The organism is Pseudomonas sp. GW823-FHT06E10 (assembly GCF_058794995.1).
On record NZ_JBXAHJ010000011.1, the window covers coordinates 54401 to 75667 of the forward strand.

Genomic DNA, 21267 nt, shown 5'->3' on the forward strand with positions numbered 1-21267 from the left:
TTTTTTGCCGCCAGGTTTTCCAATCAGCGTTGAAGATGCCCGCCAGGCATTGCCCGGTAGCGGATTGAAAGAGCTGGCGCGTTTCCTGCAAGTCCCCCTTATATCGCCATAAAACGAGCACTTCCGGGGAGTCCGGACGTGTCCTGAACGGCGGCAGGTTTAACCCAGATGGCCCCGCAAAAGCTTGATACAGCTTGGCTGAGCCCTGTGACGAACAAGAGGGAAGGGGATGAAGGCAGTTATTTTGGCGGGTGGCCTGGGTACGCGGATCAGTGAGGAGTCGCACCTCAAGCCCAAGCCGATGATCGAGGTCGGCGGCAAGCCAATTCTCTGGCACATCATGAAGCAGTACTCCGCTCACGGAATCCACGATTTCGTGATCTGTCTTGGCTACAAGGGCTATGCGATCAAGGACTTCTTCGCCAACTACTTCCTGCACACCTCCGACGTCACGTTCGACATGCGCAACAACCGCATGGATGTTCACCAGAACTACAGCGAGCCATGGCGCGTCACGCTGATCGACACCGGCGAAGAGACCATGACCGGTGGCCGTTTGCGCCGCGCCCGACGCTACCTCGAAGACGAAAAGGCCTTCTGTTTTACCTATGGCGACGGCGTGTCGGACCTCAATATCGGTGCGTTGGTGGATTTCCATCTCAAGCACGGAAAGCTGGCGACCGTCACCGCGGTACAACCACCAGGTCGCTACGGCGCCCTCAATCGCGATGGCGACAGGGTCTTGGGCTTCACTGAAAAACCTCGCGGCGACGGTGGCTGGATCAATGGCGGGTTCTTTGTCCTGTCGCCCAAAGTGCTGCCGTTGATTGACGGCGATGAAACCTCGTGGGAGTCCGGCCCGCTGGACGGCCTGGCCGAGCGCGGCGAACTCATGGCGTTCCAGCACGACGGTTTCTGGCAACCGATGGATACCCTGCGCGACAAGAATCACCTCGAAGCGCTGTGGCAGAGCGGGGAGGCCCCATGGAAGCAATGGGACTGAGCCCGCAATTCTGGCGCGGCAAGCGCGTGCTGGTCACCGGCCACACAGGGTTCAAGGGCAGTTGGCTGACATTGTGGCTGCAAAGCCTGGGTGCCGAGGTCAGCGGGTTTTCCCTCGACCCGTCCACCGAGCCGAGCCTGTTCGAACTGGCCCGGGTTCACGAAGGCATCAATGATCAGCGCGGCGACCTGCGTGATCTGGGGGCCTTGCTGGAACTGATCGCCGAAACCCAGCCGCAGATCGTTCTGCACCTGGCGGCCCAGCCGCTGGTGCGCGAAGGTTATCGCGACCCGTTGGGCACGTACTCCAGTAACGTCATGGGCACGCTCAACCTGCTCGAGGCGATCCGTCAGGTGGGCGGCGTGCGCGCCTGCGTGCTGGTGACCACCGACAAGGTCTACGCCAATCAGGAATGGCTGTGGCCGTACCGCGAAAACGAAGCGTTGGGCGGTCATGATCCCTACAGCAGCAGCAAGGCGTGCTGCGAATTGCTGGCGCAATCCTATGCCGCCTCGTTCTTTGCGCCGCAAAAGCATGGCGAGCATGGTCTGGCGTTGGCCACGGCCCGCGCCGGCAATGTGCTCGGCGGTGGCGATTTCGCCCCGGAGCGGCTGATTCCCGACGTGCTGCGGGCGTGGTCGGCGGATGAGCCCGTGACCTTGCGCTATCCCCAGGCGGTGCGCCCATGGCAGCACGCGCTGGAACCGCTGGCCGGCTATCTGCAACTGGCGGCCGGCCTGTTTGAGCAGGGCCCGCAATTCGCCGGGGCGTGGAATTTCGGCCCCGGTGAGGCGGACATGCGCAGCGTCGGTGAAGTGGTCGAACTGCTCGCCAGCCGCTGGCCGCAAGCACGCGGGCTACGCATCGAACCGAGCGATATGCATGAGGCCGGCCTGTTGCGCCTGGACAGCAGCCGCGCCCGTCAAATGCTGGGCTGGCAACCGCGCTGGTCGTTGCAGCAGTGCCTGACCCAGACCCTGGATTGGCATTTGGCGTGGCAGAACGGCGATGACATGCGCGCCGTCAGCCTGGCGCAATTGAACCTGTACCGAGGCACGCTGTGAGTGAATTTCTGCTGAAGACGTTGCCGCTGAACGGATTGTTCAGCGTGCAGCACAAACGTTTCGAGGACGAGCGCGGGCACTTTTCCCGGTTGTTTTGCGAAGGCAGCCTCGGTGCGTTTGGCCAGGCGTTTCATATCCGCCAGATCAATCACTCCTGCACCCGCGAACGCGGCAGCGTGCGTGGCCTGCATTACCAGAATGCCCGTGCACCGGAAGCCAAATTGATCACCTGCCTGCGTGGTGAAGTCTGGGATGTCGCGGTGGATCTGCGTCCCGACTCCGAGACTTTCCTGCACTGGCACGCCGAACACCTGCGTGCCGGCGATGGCCGCAGCCTGTTGATTCCTGCCGGGTTCGCCCATGGCTTCCAGACCCTGTGTGCCGATGCCGAGCTGCTTTACCTGCACAGCAACGACTACACGCCGGAACATGAAGGCGGGTTGTCGGTGCTCGATCCACGGCTGGCGATTGCCTGGCCGTTGCCTGTCAATAATCTGTCGGTGCGCGATGCGAGCCATCCGGCGCTCGATGAACACTTTGCCGGAGTGCGTCTATGAACTGCCGTGGTTGCGCCGCTGCGCTGGCCCTGCCGCTGATTGACCTGGGCACCTCGCCGCCGTCCAACGCTTACGTGCGTGCCGACCAGCTGGAGCAGGCCGAACAATGGGTGCCGTTGAAGGTTGCCGTGTGCCAGCAGTGCTGGCTGGTGCAAACCGAGGATTACACCAGCGCCGACAGCCTGTTCGATGCCGAGTACGCCTATTTCAGTTCGTTCTCCAGCACCTGGCTGGCCCATGCCGAGCGTTATGTGGCCGAGATGGTCGAACGCTTCGGCCTGAGCGCCGACAGCCGTGTGGTGGAAGTCGCGGCCAACGACGGTTACCTGTTGCAGTACGTGGCCGGGCGCGGCATCCCTTGCCTGGGCGTCGAGCCGACCCGCAGCACCGCGCAAGCGGCGCGGGAAAAAGGCTTGGAGATTCGTGAGCTGTTTTTCGGTCGCGACACCGCCGCGCAATTGAAAAGCGAAGGCTGGGGCGCCGACCTGATGGCCGCCAACAACGTGTTGGCCCACGTCCCGGATATCAACGATTTCCTCGGCGGCTTTGCGACCTTGCTCAAGCCGACGGGTGTGGCGACTTTCGAATTCCCGCAGTTGCTGACCCTGATGGCCGGCCAGCAGTTCGACACGCTGTACCACGAGCATTATTCCTACCTGTCGCTGACCGCTGTGCAGACCTTGTGCGAGCGCAATGGCCTGCAAGTGTTCGACGTCAGTCAGCTCCCGACCCATGGCGGCTCGCTGCGGGTCTTCGTCCAGCGGCTGGACGGCGAGCGTCGCGAAGTGCAACCGACGGTTCGGCAACAGCTGCAGGCTGAACTCGCCGCCGGGGTGAAAACCCCTGAGTACTACGCGACCCTGGCACCCGCCGCCGAGCGCATCAAGCATGACCTGCTGCGCTTCCTGCTGCAGGCCAAGGCCGATGGCAAGCGCGTGGTCGGCTACGGCGCCGCCGCCAAGGGCAACACCTTGCTCAACTACGCCGGGGTCAAGCCGGACCTGCTGGCCTGGGTGGCCGATGCCAACCCGCACAAGCAAGGCAAGTACCTGCCCGGTAGCCGCATTCCGATCGTGTCGCCGGCACAGATCGACATCGAAAAACCGGACTACGTGCTGGTGCTGCCGTGGAACCTGCTGGATGAGATCACCCAGGCCTTTGCCGGCATTCGTGCATGGGACGGTCGTTTTGTCATTGCCATTCCCGAGTTGATCATTCGATGAGCCGAATTCATTACACCAAACCCAGTGTCGGTGAACTGGAAGCCGACTACGTACTCGATGCCGTCCGCCATGGTTGGGGAGAGCGCTGCTACGAGTACCTGACCCGCTTCGAAAAGTCCTTTGCCGAGCACGTGGGTGCGACCTACGCGATTGCAACGTCCAGTTGCACCGGCGCGCTGCACATGGGCATGGCGGCGCTGGGCATCGGTGCCGGCGATGAGGTGATCCTCGCCGATACCAACTGGATCGCCTCGGCTGCGCCCATCACCTATCTGGGTGCGACACCGGTGTTCGTCGACGTGCTGGCCGACAGTTGGTGCCTTGACCCGCAGCAGGTTCGCCGGGCGATTACCCCACGGACCAAGGCGATTCTGGCGGTGCACCTCTACGGCAATCTCTGCGACATGGATGCGCTGCTGGCCATCGGTCGCGAGTTTGGCCTGCCGGTCATCGAAGACGCCGCCGAGGCGATCGGCTCGCAGTGGCGCGGTCAGGCGGCGGGTTCACTGGGCGCGTTCGGTGCGTTTTCCTTTCACGGCACCAAGACCATGACCACCGGCGAAGGCGGGATCTTCGTGACGTCGGACAAGGCCCTGTATGACCGGGTATTGACCCTGTCCAACCATGGTCGGGTAGCGGGCAGCAGCAAACAGTTCTGGCCGGATTTCCTGGGCTTCAAATACAAAATGAGCAACCTGCAAGCGGCCGTCGGTTGCGCCCAGGTTGAACGGATCGACGAGCTGATCGAACGCAAGCGCGCGATCTTCGCCAACTATGCCCAGGCGCTGGCCCTGCTGCCGGGCCTGTCCATGAACCCTGAGCCCGAACACGCACGCAACGGTTACTGGATGCCCACCGTCGTCTTTGACCGCGAGCTGGGGATCACGCGGGACATGTTGATTGCAGCCTTCCAGGCCGCCGATATCGATGCGCGGGTGTTCTTCTGGCCGCTGTCGTCCTTGCCGATGTTCAGCGAACTGACGGCTGACTCGCCCGTGGCGCATGCGCTGCCGGAGCGCGCGATCAATCTGCCGAGTTATCACGACATGACCGATGACGATCAGCAACGGGTCATCGAGGTGCTGCGCGCGCTGGTACTCAAAAGGACGCGGCTATGAAGGTTTACCTGCTGGGGGCGGCCAATCCTGAAGCGGTACGGATGATCCTCACCCTGCAACGCAGCCAGCCGGACGTGCAGTTCGCCTTTCTCGATAACGATCCGGCGAAGCAAGGCACGCTGTTTTATGGCGTGCCGGTGGTGGGTGGTACCGACAAGGTGGCCGAGCTGAAAGGCCCCGATACACGCTTTGTCAATCTGATCACTGGCACCACGGCGCTGCGTTACCGGACCACCTGCGAAATCGTCGAGGCCGGCGGCACCCTGGGCAACTTCATCCACCCGGGCATCGATCTGACGATGATCACCATGGGCGTCGGCACCTATCTGCAAGAGGGCGTGATCATGCAGGCGCAAGTCAGTCTCGGTGATAACACCAGCATCAGCGCCGGCAGCGTCGTCGGGCATGAGGGACAGATCGGCCATTCGGTATTCATGGCGCCGGGTGTCTGCATTGCCGGTTGCGTCGAGATCGGCGACGGCACCTTCATCGGCACCAACGCCACGATCCTGCCGCGATTGCGCATCGGTCGTTGGGTCACCATCGGTGCAGGCGCCGTGGTGACCAAAGACGTTCCAGACTATGCGGTTGTGGTGGGCAGTCCCGCCAGGACCATCAAGACCAATCCAGCTTCCTTTCAAGACGGTCGGGTTTTCAATTAACCACCGCACCAATTTCCGGAGAGTCTGTAATGAATCCTCATGAGCAGTTTCGTGAAGAAGTAAAAGAGAACATCGAAGGCCTGCAACAGGACAAAGCGTTGCAAGCCACGTCGCTGGACTGGGTTGGCACGACCGCCAAGCATAAATACACCTACAACTTCAGCTGGATGGGCCGCCCGATCATTCAGTTTCCCCAGGACATGGTCGCCATGCAGGAGATCATCTGGGCGCTGCGGCCGGACATCATTGTCGAGACCGGTATTGCCCACGGCGGCTCGCTGGTGTTTTACGCCTCGATGCTCGAACTGATCGGCCATGGCGAAGTGCTGGGCGTCGACATCGATATCCGCCAGCACAACCGTGAGGCGATCGAAGCGCACCCGATGAGCAAGCGGATCCAGATGATCCAGGGTTCGAGCATTGATCCGGCAATCGTCGAGCAGGTCCGTCAGCGCGTCGAAGGCAAGAAAGTGCTGGTGGTGCTGGACTCCAACCATACCCACGAGCACGTCCTGGAAGAGCTGCGGGCCTATGCGCCGATGACCTCGGTGGGCAGTTACTGCGTGGTGATGGATACCGTGGTTGAAGACATGCCCGAAGACGCGTTCCCGGACCGTCCGTGGGGCAAGGGCGACAACCCGAAGACCGCGGTATGGGCTTACCTGGAAGAAAACGGCGGTTTTGAAATCGATCAGGCCATTCACAGCAAGCTGCTGATCACCGTCGCGCCGGATGGCTATCTGCGTCGCGTGCGGTAATCGACAAGACATCGTTGGGTTTTTTCGGCGATTCGCCGTTGTGGGGAAATGTATGCAAGGCAAGAACAATTCTGAACACGGGTTGGCACTCAACGAACAGTTGACCGTGGTGCTGATGTCTCACGAGCGGCCGGCATTTTTGCGCCGGGCCGCACGTTTCTACAGCGGCTTGCCTTGCAGGATTCTGGTGCTGGATTCTTCGACTGAAGGTCAGCCAAGCCTGGCCGGGCAGTTTGAAAATGTGGATTACCAGCATGTTCCGCAGTTTGGCTACTGGGGAGTCCGTGCCAAGCTGGCCTTTGGCGTGGAACAAGTGACCACGCCGTTCATGGTGTTCGCCGCCGACGATGACTTCCATGTGCACGACGCCCTGCGCGCAGCCGTGGCATTCATGCAGGCCAATCCCGATTACGGCCTGTGCCACGGCTACAGCATGATGTACCTGTCGCAACCCAACAGCGTCAGCTACTTCCGGCGGGACAAGAAGGTCTGCGAAGACTATTCGTCCGAGCACGCCGAGGAGCGTGTGCTCGATTACATGCACCAGTACCTGCCGCCTTTCTATGCCGTACAGCGCACCGACCTGGTACGTGACTGGTATCAGGTGATGCCTCAGGATACGTCCTTCCAATGGCAGGAAATCGGTCACACCTATTACATGCTGGCGCGGGGCAAGGCGCGGATTCTGCCGATCCCGTATGTCGTGCGTGAAATGAACTACGGGTACTCGGATCACAACACTGAAATCTTCCACACGCTGGCTCATACGGATGCCAGGACGGTCGCCGAGCGTGAAGCCTTTGCCGCTTTCCTCTTCGGCTTGCCGACTCAAGTTCAAAGCGAGGACCCGGAGCAAGGCCGGCAGTTCGCGCTGCAAAGCTTTGAGGCCTTGGCCGATAGCTTGCGCACCGGTCGCGCACTGACCACCGAGCTGATTATCGAGTCCGCCTGGACGAGCGTCGAGAAAGGCCCTGTGCGCCGTTTCGGCCCCAAGCAATACGTCGAAATGCCGTTCTACAACCAGGCGTTTTTCGATCAGTTGACCCAGTTCGAGTTCCTGTTGCACGCCATGCCGGCCGGTCGCGTTCAGTTGGCAGGCCTGGAGGGTATCTGGACCCGTCAGCAGAGCCTGATGCTGGCGCGCAACAATGACACGCCGGAAAGTGTGGTCGACCGTTTGTGGCAAGCCCACGACAGCAACATCTTCAACCGCGCGGTGGTCAAGCGTCTGGTGGCCCAGCTGGAACTGTTGGGTGAGGACGAAGAAGCGCAGACCCTGGGCGATTGGGCTGCACGTCTGGAGGCGGTGTCGGTTGAGGGTAATCGTGCGACGTTCGACAAGATGCTCTCCGGTCGACTGCTCAAATGGCTCTCCCCCCGCCAGCCTGATGAACAAGAGGCTGAGACGATCGCCCAACACCTTGCGGCCAACGACGGTGGTCCTCAGTTCGGGATTTTCCTGCTCGACCTGGATAACGATATCGACAAGCTGCAAGTCTCTCTCGACAGCCTGCTCGAAGGTCACAGCAAGGCGTTCAGGATTGTGGTCTTCACCACCGGTGAAGCACCGGCCGCGACCACGGCGCAGAACACTCTGCACTTTGTCCGGGTTACCCAAAGCAACTACGTCGACAAGCTGAACCAGGGGGCTCGTCAGTCGTCTTGCGACTGGTTGATGCTGGCCGAAGCCGGCGACGAGTTCACTGCCGGCGGGCTGTTGCGCGCCAGCCTGGAACTGTTGTCTGCCGCGGATTGCCGCGCCGTCGCCACCGACGAAATCCAGCGCACCAGCGAAGGCGCACTGGTGGACGTATTCCGTCCTGGCTTCAATCTTGATCTGCTGCAAAGCCTGCCGGCCTTGATGGCGCGTCACTGGCTGATCCGTCGGGAAGTGTTCCTTGAAGTCGGTGGCTACCAGCCTGACTTCAGCAAGGCCCTTGAGTTCGACCTGCTGCTGCGCATCATCGAGCAGGGTGGCCTCAACGGGCTGGCCCACCTGGATGAGCCGCTGGTGATTGCCCGGGCGCCGGTACTGGAAGAAAACGCCGATGAGCGCCTGGCGTTGTTGCGCCACCTGGGCAATCGTGGCTACAAGGCCAAGATCACTTCGACGGTACCTGGCACCTGGCAGATCGATTACCGCCACACCGAACGCCCGCTGGTGTCGATCATCGTGCCGGCCGGGGACAATCTTTCGGCCCTGCAGCAGTGCCTGCAAGCGGTCTTGCTGCGAACCCGCTACATCCAGTACGAAGTGTTGGTTGCGATCAATCAGCATCAGTCGGCCGAGGTCAATGACTGGCTCGGTACTTATCAGCATCCGAAAGTCAGCGTCCTGCGCACCGATAAGCGTATGAGCGATGCGGCGTTGTACAACGCGGCCAGCCAGCAGGCGCAGGGCGAGTACTTGATACTGTTGGCCGCCGACAGTGAAGTGGTCAACCCGAACTGGCTTGAGTCGCTGCTCAATCACGCCCAGCGTCCGGAAGTCGGCGTGGTCGGTCCCAAGTTGATCGACCGCGACGGCAAGGTCACTCAGGCCGGTCTGATTCTCGGCATGAACGGTGGTGTGGGTTCAGCCTTTGTTGGTGAAAAACACGACGCCGAAGGTTACCTGCACCGGTTGGCGCTGGAGCAGAACTACTCGGCGGTGTCGATGGTGTGCCTGATGGTGCGTAAAGCGTTGTTCGACGAGCTGGACGGTCTGGACAGCGTGACCTTCGCCGACGGCTTGAGCGACGTCGACCTGTGCCTGCGGGCCGGTCAGGCCGGTTACCTCACCGTGTGGACGCCGCTGGTACAGGTGATTCATTCGGGTGAAGTACCAAAAGCGCCGCAAGCCCTCGATGCACTGCGTGACAAGTGGGCCCCAGCCTTTGCTCAGGACCAGGCCTATAACGCCAATCTGGCCTTGAGCGGCAAAGGCTTTGCCCTGGGCGAAAGTGCTTCGGTGAACTGGGCGCAGATGCTCGGCTAGGCCTGGCGAACAGGTATAAGGATTCAAGGCATGTTCAACGGAAAATCGATTTTCATCGCAGGCGGGGCCGGTTCGTTCGGGTGTCGGATCATTCGGGACGCGCTGGTGCGTGTCTGGTTGCCAGCATGATTCCTTACGCTAGGCAAAGCCTTGATCAGGCGGACATCGATGCCGTGGTCGGTGTATTGCAGTCTGACTGGCTGACCCAGGGGCCGACCATCGAGCGCTTTGAGCGAGCGATGGCCGAACGCTGCGAGGCAGGTTTTGCCGTGGCGGTGTGCAATGCCACGGCGGCCCTACACATCGCTTGCCTGGCGGCAGGGCTCGGCCCGGGCGATTGGCTGTGGACGACACCGAACACCTTTCTCGCCTCGGCCAACTGTGGTCGCTACTGCGGTGCCGAGGTGGATTTTGTCGACATCGACCCGCTGACCTGGAATCTCGATGCCGCTGCGCTGGCCGTCAAGCTGGAGCGGGCCGAGCGTGAAGGCCGGCTGCCGAAAGTGCTGGTGGCGGTGGCGTTCTCCGGGCAGAGCTGCGACATGCGCAGGATTGCCGCACTGGCCAGGCGATATGGCGTTACTGTGATCGAAGACGCAGCCCATGCCGCTGGTGCGTCCTACGCCGGGCGGCCGGTGGGTTGTGGCGAGTTTGCCGCGATGACCGTGTTCAGTTTTCATCCGGTGAAGATCATCACCAGCGCCGAAGGTGGCATGGTGATGACCAACAGCCCGGAACTGGCCGAGCGTCTGCAACGCTTGCGCAGCCACGGCATGACCCGGGATCCGCAGCAGATGACCGGACCCAGCCACGGCCCCTGGTACTACGAGCAGGTGGAGCTGGGCTTCAATTACCGCATTACCGACCTGCAAGCGGCCCTTGGTTTGTCGCAGTTGAACAAGCTGGATGAGTTCATCGAGCGCCGACGTGAACTGGCGGCTCGTTATGACCGCTTGCTGGCGTATTTGCCGCTGACCTTGCCTGGTGCGCAACCCGAGGCCGAGTCGTCATGGCATCTGTATGTGGTGCGGCTGCAACTCGATCAGATCGGTCTCACTCATCGTGAGGTGTTCGAGGGGTTGCGAGAGGCCGGGGTCGGTGTGAACCTGCACTACATTCCCGTGCATTTGCAGCCTTACTATCGTGATCTAGGGTTCGTCGAAGGTGATTTTCCGCAGGCAGAACGTTACTACGCCGAAGCCATCAGCCTGCCGTTATATCCGTTGCTCAGTGATGAACAACAGGACTACGTGGTCGAGCAGATGCGGCAGCTGATCGAAATAATCCAGCCATTGCGGCGGGTGGGAAATGTGTGATGCATGAACTGACCGAGCAGGAAACCTTCTGGCAGGGTGAATTCGGTAACCAGTACGTTGAGCGCAATGTCGGGCAGCCGCTGGTGGCGGCCAACCTGGCGTTGTTCGCCAAGGCACTGACACGGGTCGGGCACATCGACAGCCTGGTAGAACTGGGCACCAATGCCGGCAACAACCTGCAGGCACTGCACCAGCTGTTGCCGCGCTGCGAGTTGTTCGGCGTGGAAATCAATGCCAGCGCTTGTGCCGCGGCCCGGGCGTTGGGTATCGCACACATCTGGCAGGGTTCGCTGTACGACTTCCCACGGGAACGCACCTTCGACCTGACCCTGAGCAAAGGCGTTCTGATTCACCTGGCGCCGGAGTTGCTGCCGGCCGCGTACGCGCAACTGTATGAGCTGAGCCAGCGCTACATACTGATCGCCGAGTACTACAACCCGGTGCCGGTCGAGGTCCCGTATCGCGGCAACAGCGGCAAGTTGTTCAAACGCGATTTCGCCGGTGAAATGCTCGATCGCTATGACGACCTGCAACTGGTTGATTACGGTTTTGGTTACCACCGCGATCGGCAATTCCCGGTGGATGACATCACCTGGTTTGTCCTGGAAAAATGCCGTTGAACAACGTCGCCATTATTCCGGCCCGCGGTGGCAGCAAACGCATACCCCGCAAGAACCTCAAGCCGTTTGCCGGTGTGCCGATGATTGCCCGATCGATTCAGGTCGCTTTGGAATCCGGGTTGTTTTCCCGGGTGGTGGTCAGCACCGACGACGAGGAAATCGCCGGGCTGGCGCGGGACTGCGGCGCCCAGGTGCCCTTCATGCGCCCGGCGGCACTGGCCGACGACTTCACGGGCACCGCGGCGGTGATCGCCCATGCCCTGCAAGCCTTGCGCGAACAAGGGGACGAGTTTGATCGCGCCTGTTGTATCTACGCGACCGCGCCTTTGTTGCAATCGCGATTTCTTGTCCAGGGGCTGAGCCTGCTGGAACAGCATCCCGACAAGTCATTCGCTTTTTCGGTGTGCGACTTCGGATTCCCGGTCCAGCGAGCCCTGACCCTTGATGATCAGGGGGCATTAACGGCGCTGTATCCGCAGTATCGTGATACCCGCTCCCAGGATTTGTCGATCGCCTATCAGGATGCCGGACAGTTCTACTGGGGCCGCAGCGATGCCTGGCTGCGTGGCGAGGTGTTGTATTCGCCGTACAGCCTGCCGGTCATCCTGCCGCGTCATCTGGTGCAGGACATCGACACACCGCAGGACTGGAAACGCGCCGAATACCTGTATGCCGCGCTGAAGGCCGGGGGTGAGCTGCAATGAGAGTGCTGATTCGCTCTGACGCCTCGCCAACCATCGGCAGCGGCCACATTGCGCGCTGCCTGTGCCTGGCCCGGGTGTTGCGCAGGCAGGGCAGTCATGTGGCGTTCGCCTGTCGCCTGTTACCGGGGCATCGACTGGAGGCACTGCGGGCCGAAGGCTTCGAAACCTTCGCGCTGCCCGAGCGCTACAGCGATGAAGACCCGCAGCAAGCCATCGAGTCCATGCTGCCATGGCAGACGGACATCGCCGCGCTCGAGCCGCTGCTGGAGCACCAGCCGGCGTTTGACTGGATCATTGTCGACCACTACGGCCTCGATCATCACTGGCAGACGGCCGCCCGGCGCTTTGCACCACGGATCGCCGTGGTCGATGACCTCGCCACGCGGACCTACAGCGCCGACTTGCTGCTGAACCAGAATCTCTCGGGAACGCCAGAGGCTTATGCGTCGCTGCTGGCGCCAGGCTGCCGGACCTTGTTCGGCCCAAGGTTTGCCATGCTGCGCGACGAGTTCCGTTGCCCGGCCATCGAAATCAAGCCTCAGGCCCGGCGTGTGCTGGTAAATTTCGGCGGTTTCGACGCGGCAATGCAGACCCATCATGCGATGCTGGCGCTGGCAGACTTTGCTGAGCTGGAAGTCGATTTTGTCGCCGGAGCAGATAATCCGGCCTGGGCGCAGATGCAGGCGTTGGCGGTGAGTCGCCCGCATTGGCGCCTGCACAGTTTTGTCAGTGACTTTTATCGATTGATGACCGAGGCCGACCTGTTTGTCGGGGCGGGTGGCGGCACCAGTTGGGAGCGGGCGGCCATGGGGCTGCCGACGATTTGCATTGCCGTATCGAACAACCAGCAGGTCAACGGCGAGGTCATGGCGGCCGCGGGCGCCCATGTGTTCATGGGGGCGCGCGAGCAGGTCAGTGTCGAGCAATTGCGCCTGGCCATCGGCTTTGTCGCGGGTAACCAGGGTCTGCGCCAGAGCCTGGCGCGGCAATCGCGACAACTGGTCGATGGCCGGGGGGCGCAGCGAGTGGCGGCTGCGCTGGCCGGCGCGGTGCTGAGGGTGCGTCCGGCGACCCTGGGTGATGCGCAGCTGTTGTTCGACGGGCGCAACACCGAGGCCGTGCGCCACTGGTCGCTGGAGACCGGAGTGATCGAGTGGCCCGCGCATCAAAACTGGCTGACGGCGACCCTGAGCAATCCCCGGCGGCTGCTGTTGATAGCCGAGGCCGATGACGGTCCGGTCGGTGTGCTGCGTTATGACGTGCGTGGCTTTACCGCCGAAGTGTCGATTTATCTGTTCGAAGGTCGGTTCGGCCTGGGCTGGGGCAGGGCGCTGCTGGACCGTGGAGAAGCCTTTGTGAAGGCCCGCTGGCCAGAACTTGAGTCGCTCACCGCCCAGGTATTGCCCGCTAACCAGCCGTCGCTGAATGTCTTTCGCGAAGCCGGTTTTACCCAGAGTGCCTGCGCGTTCACGCGCGTATTGAAGGATCACGCAGATGACTAGCTTCAAGATTGGCGAGCGCCTGATCGGTGCCGATGCGCCGCCATTGATCATTGCCGAGATGAGCGGCAACCATAACCAGTCCCTGGACGTGGCGCTGCAAATCGTCGAGGCCGCGGCCAAGGCCGGTGCCCATGCGTTGAAACTGCAGACCTACACCGCCGACACCATGACCCTGGACCTGGCCGAGGGTGAGTTTTTCATCAAGGACCCCAACAGCCTGTGGGCCGGTAGTTCGTTGTACGCGCTGTACGAGAAGGCATACACGCCCTGGGAATGGCATGCGCCGATTTTCGCTCGCGCCAGGGAGTTGGGCCTGCTGGCGTTCTCCACGCCATTCGATGAGAGCGCCGTGGACTTCCTCGAAAGCCTCGACGTGCCGGCCTACAAGATCGCCAGTTTCGAAAACACCGACCTGCCGCTGATACGCCGGGTGGCAGCGACGGGCAAGCCGCTGATCATTTCCACCGGCATGGCCAGCATCGCCGAGCTCGATGAAACCGTGCGCGCCGCCCGCGAGGCCGGGTGCAAGGATCTGGTGCTGCTCAAATGCACCAGCACCTATCCGGCATCACCCGCGAACAGCAACCTGCGCACGATCGCGCATTTGCGCGAGTTGTTCGATTGCCAGGTGGGGCTGTCCGATCACTCCATGGGGGTCGGTGTGTCCGTGGCGGCGGTGGCATTGGGGGCAACGGTGGTGGAAAAGCATTTCACCCTCGACCGTGCGGCCGGTGGCGTCGACGCCAGTTTCTCGCTGGAGCCTTCCGAACTGGCCAGCCTGGTGATTGAAACCGAGCGCGCCTGGCAAGCCATGGGGCAGGTGCATTACGGTGTCACCGAGGCTGAGCGCCAATCCCTGGTGTACCGTAGATCGTTGTATGTAACCCGGGATATGGCGGCCGGCGAGCCCTTCGACGGGACAAATCTGAGAGCCATCCGTCCGGGTCTCGGGCTGGCGCCCAAACACGCGCAAAGTCTCCTGGGACGCCGTGCCCGTCAGGCCATCAAGCGTGGAACAGCACTGGATTGGTCGTTGGTCGAATGACCCGTTGCCGGGCTGATTCGGCAAAATAGCGTGACCTGCGAGTCATAACGGGCATCTTCACTGTATTGTATTGACCGGGAAGATGGCGCCTGACCCTTTATCGGGTTCAGTGATGGCCCTCTACGCTTCCCGGCCGTCGCCTTGGGGCGACGCAAATCCAGGTTTGTCGGCGCCCCTCGATTCCTGCGAGTGGTGGTATTGGGCTGTTTATTATTGGGAAGCCGTAATGATTGGCATAAAGAGCATTGCGAGCTACGTTCCTGTAGCCGGCGTGGACAATTACGCACAAGGTGCAAAATTCGAGAAGGATGAAGAATTCATCCTGGGCAAGATCGGTTCGGCTTTCCTGCCGCGCAAGGGCGTTGATCAGGAAACTTCCGATCTGTGCGTTGAAGCGGCCAATGCGCTGTTTGCCAGCAACCCCGATTTGAAACGCGAGTCCATAGATGCGTTGATCGTCGTCACCCAGAACGGTGACGAAGAAGGCCTGCCGCATACCGCGGCCATCGTGCAGGACAAACTCGGCCTGCCGACCAACGTCGCTGCGTTCGATATTTCCCTGGGTTGTTCCGGTTACGTCTACGGCATTTATGCGATCAAGGGCTTCATGGAGGCCGCTGGCCTGAAGAACGGCCTGCTGATCACTGCCGACCCGTATTCGAAGATCGTCGACCCGGAAGACCGCAACACCACCATGCTGTTCGGCGATGCGGCCACGGCTACCTGGATGGGTGAGAACCCGACCTGGGCACTGGGCAAGGCCAAGTTCGGCACCGATGGTTCCGGCGCCCCACATTTGAAAGTCACCGACGGCGTGTTCTTCATGAACGGTCGCCAGGTGTTCAATTTCGCACTGCTCAAGGTGCCGGCGCATTTGCATGAGTTGCTGGGCGAATCGCAATTGAGCGCTGACGACATCGATGCGTTCTGCATTCACCAAGGCAGCGCGGCGATTGTCGACGCAGTTGCGCGGCGCTTCGAAGAGTGCCCGCAGAAGTTCATCAAGGACATGGTCGAGACCGGTAACACGGTGTCGTCGAGCATTCCATTGCTGCTGGAAAAGCATATTCTCGATTCCGAATGGAAGCGCGTTGCGCTCAGCGGTTTCGGAGTGGGGCTGTCATGGGGTTCGGCGATTATCTATCGTCCTTGAGTGAACGTCTTTTAATAAAAAGGCCGGTACAAAAAAGCGCTCAAGGGTTAACCTTGAGCGCTTTTTTGCTTGTAAGGAATGCGAGGTAGCATGAGCGAATGCTTTGAAGACAATGCTCAGGTTATCCAGCGTCGCTGGCCGTCGCTGTATGCGCGATTGAAAACGGAAGACCGCCTGGCCGTCGAGGTCGACCTGATCGAGGGGCGGGACTCGACGCTGTGTGTGGGTGGCATCCAGCTCACCAGCCGTCATGGTCGTCTGCGCGAGGCCCGCCTGCAGGCCGCCAGTCTCCCGCTCGACAAGCCACAGCTGCACGTTTACGGCACCGGCTTCGGCGATTTGCCTGCGGTTTTGCTGGAACGCGCCGGGCTTGAAAAACTCTATGTCCACATTCTCAACGGCGCGCTTTTCCTGTTGGTGCTGGAGCTGATCGATCAACGCCAATGGCTGGGCGATCCGCGCGTGCAATTGCTCTACGCCGGCGATCTGTCCGACATCTTCACGCCGTTTTTTGCCTTGCCCGCCGAAATGCTGCTGGCCGATGACCACAGTGCGAAGATTCGTGATCGGCTGGTCAGCGAAGTGCACTTGAGTTTCAACAATCGTGATTTCGACCCGCAGTCGCCGGTCATTCTGCAGCGCTTGCAGGACACCCTTGGACTACTGCTTGCCGATGACGATGTGGCTCGGCTCTTTGGCACTTGTCCCGGGCGCGAGGTTTATGTGATTGCCACCGGGCCGAGCCTGGAAGGGAATTTCGAGCGCTTGGCAGCGGTGCGCAACCAATCCCCGCGACCTCTGTTCATCTGTGTGGACACGGCCTACAAGCCCCTTCGCGAGCACGGAATCAAGCCTGACCTGGTCGTGAGCATCGACCAGCGCATCAGCGTGCTGCACTTGCCCGGTGATGCGTCCGAGGATATTGCGCTGGTGTACTTGCCATTGAGCGATCCACAAATGCTCAATGCTTGGAAAGGCAAGCGTTACGGTGGTTACTCCGCAAGCCCGATCTACGCCTCGTTGCGCGAACAGCATCCCCGTGCACTGCTGAACGTGGGCGGCAGCGTGATTCACCCGGCCGTGGATCTGGCGGTGAAGATGGGCGCGCAGCGCATCACGCTTTTCGGTGCCGACTTTGCCTTTCCAATGAACCGGACCCACACCGGCTGGAACGATGGTGACCTGGGGCCGCCGGTGAGTCAGGCCAGATACTGGGTGCACGATGGTCATGGCCAGAAGGTCAAGACGCAGTTGAATTTTCGCGGCTATCTGTGCGAGCTGGAGCGTTACATTGCCAGGCATCCCCAGGTCCTTTTCCTCAACAGCAGTCGGGCGGGGGCAATGATTGCCGGGACGCAGTTCAATCAGGATTTCGTGCGATGAAGCATCAGGCGATAGGTATCGAGGAATACCGGCAATGCGCCGGTTTGTTTCGCTTGGGGCGTGATGTCGAAGCGGCGTTGAACATGGTCGATCTGTTCGATGAGGCGCAGCGCCTGTTTTTGCAGGCGCCTCAGGACGTGCAACAGGCGTGGGCATCGTTGCTCAGGCAAATGCTCGCCTGCCAGGAGCGCCAGGATTGGCTGGGGCTCGCCGATTTCATGGAATATGAGTTGATCGAATTGCTCGAAAACATGCCGGCCTGAGGGCAACAACAGCTTTGGCACGGGCGTTTTCGGGCTGGACAGTTTTATGGCGTCATTTTTTCGCGGTTGAGGGGCGCTAAGCCCTTGTTTTCTCGGGGGTGGCAGGGTGATGGCATTTTTTTTAAAAAAAGCCCTCAAGCAACCTGCCAACCCGACGATAACTAATACGAAGGTTCTCTAGGCCATACCCGGCGGTTGCCAGGGCCGGAAGCCGCAGTACCCAACCAACGAGGAATTCGTCATGGCTTTAACAGTAAACACCAACACCACGTCGCTGAACGTTCAGAAAAACCTGAACCGTGCTACCGACGCTCTGTCGACTTCGATGGCTCGCCTGTCTTCCGGCCTGAAAATCAACAGCGCTAAAGACGACGCCGCTGGCCTGCAGATCGCAACTCGCATGGCTGCACAGATTCGTGGTGGCAATCAGGCAGTGCAGAACGCCAACGACGGTATCTCCGTTGCCCAGACCGCTGAAGGCGCGCTGCAAGCTTCGACCGACATTCTGCAGCGTATGCGTGAACTGGCTGTTAAAGCACGTAACGGCACCAACAGCACTGCTGACCAGACCGCTACCAACTCCGAATTCGCTCAGATGTCTGACGAGATCACTCGTATCTCTGCTTCCACCAATCTGAACGGCAAAAACCTGCTGGACGGTACCGCTGGTACCATGCAACTGCAAGTTGGCGCCAACACTGGTTCGGCTAACCGCATCGACCTGGTACTGAGCTCCAAGTTCGACGCCGTATCCCTGTCCGTAGGCAGCGGTACTGTTGTTCTGACTGGTGCAACTTCCGCTACCCTGTCTGCCAACATCGACAACGCGATCACCGCGATCGACGCTGCTCTGGCATCGATCAACGCCACCCGCGCAAACCTGGGTGCTTCGCAGAACCGTCTGACCAGCACCATCTCCAACCTGCAGAACATCGTGGAAAACACCACTGCTGCACAAGGCCGTGTACAAGACACCGACTTCGCCGCAGAAACCGCGAACCTGACCAAGCAGCAAACCCTGCAACAGGCTTCTACCTCGGTTCTGGCTCAAGCCAACCAACTGCCTTCCGCTGTACTGAAGCTGCTTCAGTAATTTCGGCAAGAGTTTGGGCGGGGGAGTGTGCTTGTCACGCTCTCTCGCTTTTTACGTTAAGAGGTGATGGGCATGGAGATGAGCGTAAAGCTTGGCGTGTCTTATCCGGCTCCCCAGCCAGCGAGCACCGTTTCGGATAAAGCGCCGGAAAAGCCTAAAGTCGCCAGCGAGACTCCCGTGGCGCAAAAGAAGCTGGATACGGATGACACCCACTTGAAGCAGGCGGTGCAGCAGATCGAAAAGTTTGTACAGTCGATCAAGCGCAATCTGGAGTTCTCGATAGACGAGCAGTCCGGAAAGGTCGTCGTCAAAGTGATTGCAAGCGAAACGGGCGAAGTCGTGCGACAGATCCCCTCCGCCGAGGCCCTCAAATTGGCGGAAAGCCTGAGCAATGCGAGCCATGTATTGTTCGATGCCAAAGTTTGATAGCTGGCATGAATAGTGTTTGTACGTTCTTTGGGCGCTGATAAAGGTCAAAAGAGTGGCAGCAACCTGAAGGGAGACGAAAAATGGCAAGTCCAATTTTACCGGGTACGGGCCTGGGCTCTGGCCTGGATATCGGTGCGATCGTTACTGCGCTGGTCAACGCCGACAAATCGGCGAAACAGACGCAGATCGATACTCAGACCAAAACCAACACGCTGAAGATCTCCGGTGTCGGTTCCTTGAAAAGCGCACTGACGGCCTTTCAGACGGCGCTGACCAATCTCGGTAGCAAGACCAATCCTGCGTTCGCGGGCTATACCGCAACTTCGGGTACCCCGTCGATCCTGGGTGCAACTTCCGACAATACCGCCGTTGCCGGTACTTACAGCGTTGTTGTGAATAAGCTGGCCACCAGCTCGAAAGTAGCCAGTGCTTCTTTTGCCGGCGGTGCCGCCAGTGCCATTCCGAGTGGTACTTTGAAAATCAGTCAGAATGGCACTGATTACGATGTCACGATTCCAGCCAATGCGACCTTGCAGAGCACCCGGGACGCCATCAACTCTGCACAGGCGAGTAATGGTATTTCTGCCAACATCGTGACCGACAGCACGGGTGCATCGCGTCTGGTGATCAGCTCCACCAAGACCGGCGCGGGTTCCGACCTGACGGTCAGCGGTATCGCCGGCCTTGAAATCGACGGCACCCAACCGATGGGCACCAACCCTTCGGCCTCCAGTTCAGGAGCTGTCAACGGGGTTGCGGTGGATGCATCGCTGACCATCGATGGACTGGCAGTGACCAGCAAGAGCAATACGGTTACCGGCGCGGTCAGTGGCCTGACCCTGAACCTGACATCCGTGAGCCCGGGTACGCCGCCGGCTGCGGCGACCGTCACCGTCGCGAACAACACCGCCGGTTTGCAGACGTCGATCCAGTCGTTCGTTGATTCCTACAACACCCTGATGAACACCATCAACTCCCTGTCCAAGGCGACAGCGGATGCCGATGGCAACCTGACTGTTCAGGCGGCGTTTACCGGTGATTCGATGTCGCGCACACTGATCTCCGATATCCGCAGCGTGCTGACCGCTCCCGGGGCGGGCGGTCCATTGGCCGTTCTGTCGCAGATCGGCGTGCTGACGAATGAGAAAACTGGCAACCTGGCGTTCGATACAACGGCGTTCAACAAGACGATGGCCATCAACGGCATGAGCGGCCAGGTGCAGCAGTTGTTCAACGGTAGCAATGCTACCAACGGCCTGCTGGCGCGCATGGGCACTGTAATCAAGCCTTATGTGCAGACGGGCGGGTTGCTTGACCAGCGCAATACCAGCCTGCAGACCGTGAGCAAGAACCTTTCAAATCAGCAGACTGCGCTGGACTTGCGTGTCGCCAACATGACCAAGACGTTGACCGCCAAGTACAACGCAATGGACCTTTTGGTCGGGCAGATGAAAGCGACGGCGAGTAACATCACCTCGTTCTTCACTTCCTTGAACGCCCAGAAGTCCAACAGCTAGTCGTGAACTGACGATAAAAACCCGGCTACGCATTTTCGCGTGTGCCGGGTTTTTGTCTTTTGATCTAAAGTTCTCTGGCTCGCGGACGATACACTGGTCATACGAGTCTTTGTGGTAATGAGGTAGAACATGAATCCAATGTTAGCCCTTCGGCAGTATCAAAAAGTGGGTGCGCACGCCCAGACGTCAGAAGCAAGTCCGCATCGTTTGGTGCAGATGCTCATGGGGGGTGGCCTGGACCGTATTGCCCAGGCCAAAGGCGCCCTGGAGCGCAAGGACATTCCCGGCAAGTGTGTGTCGATCAGCAAGGCGATCGGCATCATCGGTGGTTTGCGTGAAGGCCTGGATCTTGAAAACTGCGCCGATGCCGTGGGTGAACTCGACAGCCTTTACCTCTACATGATGAAGCGCCTGGCCGAGGCGAACATCAGCAGCGATCCGGAGATTCTCGATGAGGTCGCGAGCTTGTTGCGCACGGTGAAAGAAGGCTGGGACGGCATTGCTGAGCCAGGTCCGCAGTTCTAAGGGAGATCGCCATGAGTCTTGTATTGCAGCGGATAGAGCAAACTCGTGAAGCGCTGGTCGGTGCTTTGGCCGAGCGTGACTGGGAGGCCATCGGTCAATTGGACCTGGATTGCCGTTCCTGCATGGAAGATGTCATGAGCGAGGCTTCGCTGGATGAAGAGGTTTTGCGCAGCAATCTTGAGGAGCTGCTGTATGTCTACAAGCAGCTGCTTGAGGTCGCGATGGGTGAAAGGCAGGCGATAGTCGATGAAATGTCTCAGATCCAGCAAGCGCGGAACGCGGCAAAGGTTTACCATCTGTTTGGATAATAAAACCCGGTTAATCCAAACAAGTGCGCCATAAATTTGACTGTGCA

21 protein-coding genes are annotated in these 21267 nt (G+C 60.1%); all 21 read left to right on the top strand.

Annotated elements, in window-relative coordinates:
- Nucleotides 1-229: 229 nt before the first annotated feature.
- The 21 genes from rfbF to fliT all read left to right on the top strand — a co-directional run bounded on the left by rfbF (nucleotide 230) and on the right by fliT (nucleotide 21220).
- Complete coding sequence (gene rfbF, locus AC1Q6Y_RS18450) at nucleotides 230-1003, top strand: glucose-1-phosphate cytidylyltransferase (protein WP_489339998.1); 774 nt, start codon at nucleotides 230-232, stop codon at nucleotides 1001-1003.
- Nucleotides 985-2067 (top strand): CDP-glucose 4,6-dehydratase, encoded by a 1083-nt coding sequence (gene rfbG / locus AC1Q6Y_RS18455; protein WP_492624945.1) that lies wholly within the window; start codon nucleotides 985-987, stop codon nucleotides 2065-2067. Before rfbF ends, rfbG begins: the two co-directional genes overlap by 19 nt.
- Nucleotides 2064-2624: a dTDP-4-dehydrorhamnose 3,5-epimerase family protein gene (locus AC1Q6Y_RS18460; protein ID WP_057715907.1), complete on the top strand. Its 561-nt coding sequence runs from the start codon at nucleotides 2064-2066 to the stop codon at nucleotides 2622-2624. Before rfbG ends, AC1Q6Y_RS18460 begins: the two co-directional genes overlap by 4 nt.
- Complete coding sequence (locus AC1Q6Y_RS18465) at nucleotides 2621-3847, top strand: methyltransferase domain-containing protein (protein ID WP_492624946.1); 1227 nt, start codon at nucleotides 2621-2623, stop codon at nucleotides 3845-3847. Before AC1Q6Y_RS18460 ends, AC1Q6Y_RS18465 begins: the two co-directional genes overlap by 4 nt.
- Nucleotides 3844-4965 carry a DegT/DnrJ/EryC1/StrS family aminotransferase gene (locus AC1Q6Y_RS18470; RefSeq protein ID WP_057715905.1) on the top strand — a complete coding sequence of 374 codons (1122 nt, stop codon included), beginning with the start codon at nucleotides 3844-3846 and terminating at the stop codon, nucleotides 4963-4965. Before AC1Q6Y_RS18465 ends, AC1Q6Y_RS18470 begins: the two co-directional genes overlap by 4 nt.
- On the top strand, nucleotides 4962-5627 hold the full coding sequence (locus AC1Q6Y_RS18475) for an acetyltransferase (RefSeq protein WP_090453805.1): 666 nt from the start codon (nucleotides 4962-4964) through the stop codon (nucleotides 5625-5627). Before AC1Q6Y_RS18470 ends, AC1Q6Y_RS18475 begins: the two co-directional genes overlap by 4 nt.
- A 29-nt stretch (nucleotides 5628-5656) precedes the next feature.
- Nucleotides 5657-6385, top strand: a complete 729-nt coding sequence (locus AC1Q6Y_RS18480) for a cephalosporin hydroxylase family protein (protein ID WP_090453807.1) — start codon at nucleotides 5657-5659, stop codon at nucleotides 6383-6385.
- Nucleotides 6386-6437: 52 nt separating this feature from the next.
- The gene (locus AC1Q6Y_RS18485; RefSeq protein ID WP_492624947.1) at nucleotides 6438-9362 is read left to right on the top strand and encodes a TIGR00180 family glycosyltransferase; all 2925 of its coding nucleotides are present in this window, start codon (nucleotides 6438-6440) and stop codon (nucleotides 9360-9362) included.
- Nucleotides 9363-9487: 125 nt separating this feature from the next.
- Nucleotides 9488-10678 carry a UDP-4-amino-4,6-dideoxy-N-acetyl-beta-L-altrosamine transaminase gene (pseC, locus tag AC1Q6Y_RS18490; RefSeq protein ID WP_057715901.1) on the top strand — a complete coding sequence of 397 codons (1191 nt, stop codon included), beginning with the start codon at nucleotides 9488-9490 and terminating at the stop codon, nucleotides 10676-10678.
- Nucleotides 10678-11298: a pseudaminic acid biosynthesis-associated methylase gene (locus tag AC1Q6Y_RS18495; protein WP_489340001.1), complete on the top strand. Its 621-nt coding sequence runs from the start codon at nucleotides 10678-10680 to the stop codon at nucleotides 11296-11298. The genes pseC and AC1Q6Y_RS18495 overlap by 1 nt, the downstream gene beginning before the upstream one ends.
- On the top strand, nucleotides 11295-12002 hold the full coding sequence (pseF, locus tag AC1Q6Y_RS18500; protein ID WP_218497072.1) for a pseudaminic acid cytidylyltransferase: 708 nt from the start codon (nucleotides 11295-11297) through the stop codon (nucleotides 12000-12002). Before AC1Q6Y_RS18495 ends, pseF begins: the two co-directional genes overlap by 4 nt.
- Entirely contained in the window at nucleotides 11999-13504 is a 1506-nt protein-coding gene (gene pseG / locus AC1Q6Y_RS18505) for a UDP-2,4-diacetamido-2,4,6-trideoxy-beta-L-altropyranose hydrolase (protein WP_349735913.1), read from the top strand. Before pseF ends, pseG begins: the two co-directional genes overlap by 4 nt.
- Nucleotides 13497-14549: a pseudaminic acid synthase gene (gene pseI / locus AC1Q6Y_RS18510; RefSeq protein ID WP_057715898.1), complete on the top strand. Its 1053-nt coding sequence runs from the start codon at nucleotides 13497-13499 to the stop codon at nucleotides 14547-14549. Before pseG ends, pseI begins: the two co-directional genes overlap by 8 nt.
- Before the next feature lie 226 nt (nucleotides 14550-14775).
- Nucleotides 14776-15702 (top strand): ketoacyl-ACP synthase III, encoded by a 927-nt coding sequence (locus AC1Q6Y_RS18515; RefSeq protein WP_056721553.1) that lies wholly within the window; start codon nucleotides 14776-14778, stop codon nucleotides 15700-15702.
- Nucleotides 15703-15792: 90 nt separating this feature from the next.
- Nucleotides 15793-17085, top strand: coding sequence for a motility associated factor glycosyltransferase family protein (locus tag AC1Q6Y_RS18520; RefSeq protein WP_057715897.1), 1293 nt, complete (start codon nucleotides 15793-15795; stop codon nucleotides 17083-17085).
- Nucleotides 17082-17348 (top strand): hypothetical protein, encoded by a 267-nt coding sequence (locus AC1Q6Y_RS18525; protein ID WP_057715896.1) that lies wholly within the window; start codon nucleotides 17082-17084, stop codon nucleotides 17346-17348. The genes AC1Q6Y_RS18520 and AC1Q6Y_RS18525 overlap by 4 nt, the downstream gene beginning before the upstream one ends.
- Nucleotides 17349-17589: 241 nt before the next feature.
- The gene (locus AC1Q6Y_RS18530; RefSeq protein WP_057715895.1) at nucleotides 17590-18441 is read left to right on the top strand and encodes a flagellin domain-containing protein; all 852 of its coding nucleotides are present in this window, start codon (nucleotides 17590-17592) and stop codon (nucleotides 18439-18441) included.
- A 72-nt stretch (nucleotides 18442-18513) separates the two neighbouring features.
- Nucleotides 18514-18867, top strand: coding sequence for a flagellar protein FlaG (locus tag AC1Q6Y_RS18535; RefSeq protein WP_057715894.1), 354 nt, complete (start codon nucleotides 18514-18516; stop codon nucleotides 18865-18867).
- An 83-nt stretch (nucleotides 18868-18950) separates the two neighbouring features.
- Complete coding sequence (gene fliD, locus AC1Q6Y_RS18540) at nucleotides 18951-20387, top strand: flagellar filament capping protein FliD (protein ID WP_340315029.1); 1437 nt, start codon at nucleotides 18951-18953, stop codon at nucleotides 20385-20387.
- A gap of 129 nt (nucleotides 20388-20516) precedes the next feature.
- Nucleotides 20517-20912 carry a flagellar export chaperone FliS gene (gene fliS, locus AC1Q6Y_RS18545; RefSeq protein ID WP_090453820.1) on the top strand — a complete coding sequence of 132 codons (396 nt, stop codon included), beginning with the start codon at nucleotides 20517-20519 and terminating at the stop codon, nucleotides 20910-20912.
- Nucleotides 20913-20923: 11 nt separating this feature from the next.
- Nucleotides 20924-21220: a flagellar protein FliT gene (gene fliT / locus AC1Q6Y_RS18550; protein ID WP_056721566.1), complete on the top strand. Its 297-nt coding sequence runs from the start codon at nucleotides 20924-20926 to the stop codon at nucleotides 21218-21220.
- Nucleotides 21221-21267: the final 47 nt, after the last annotated feature.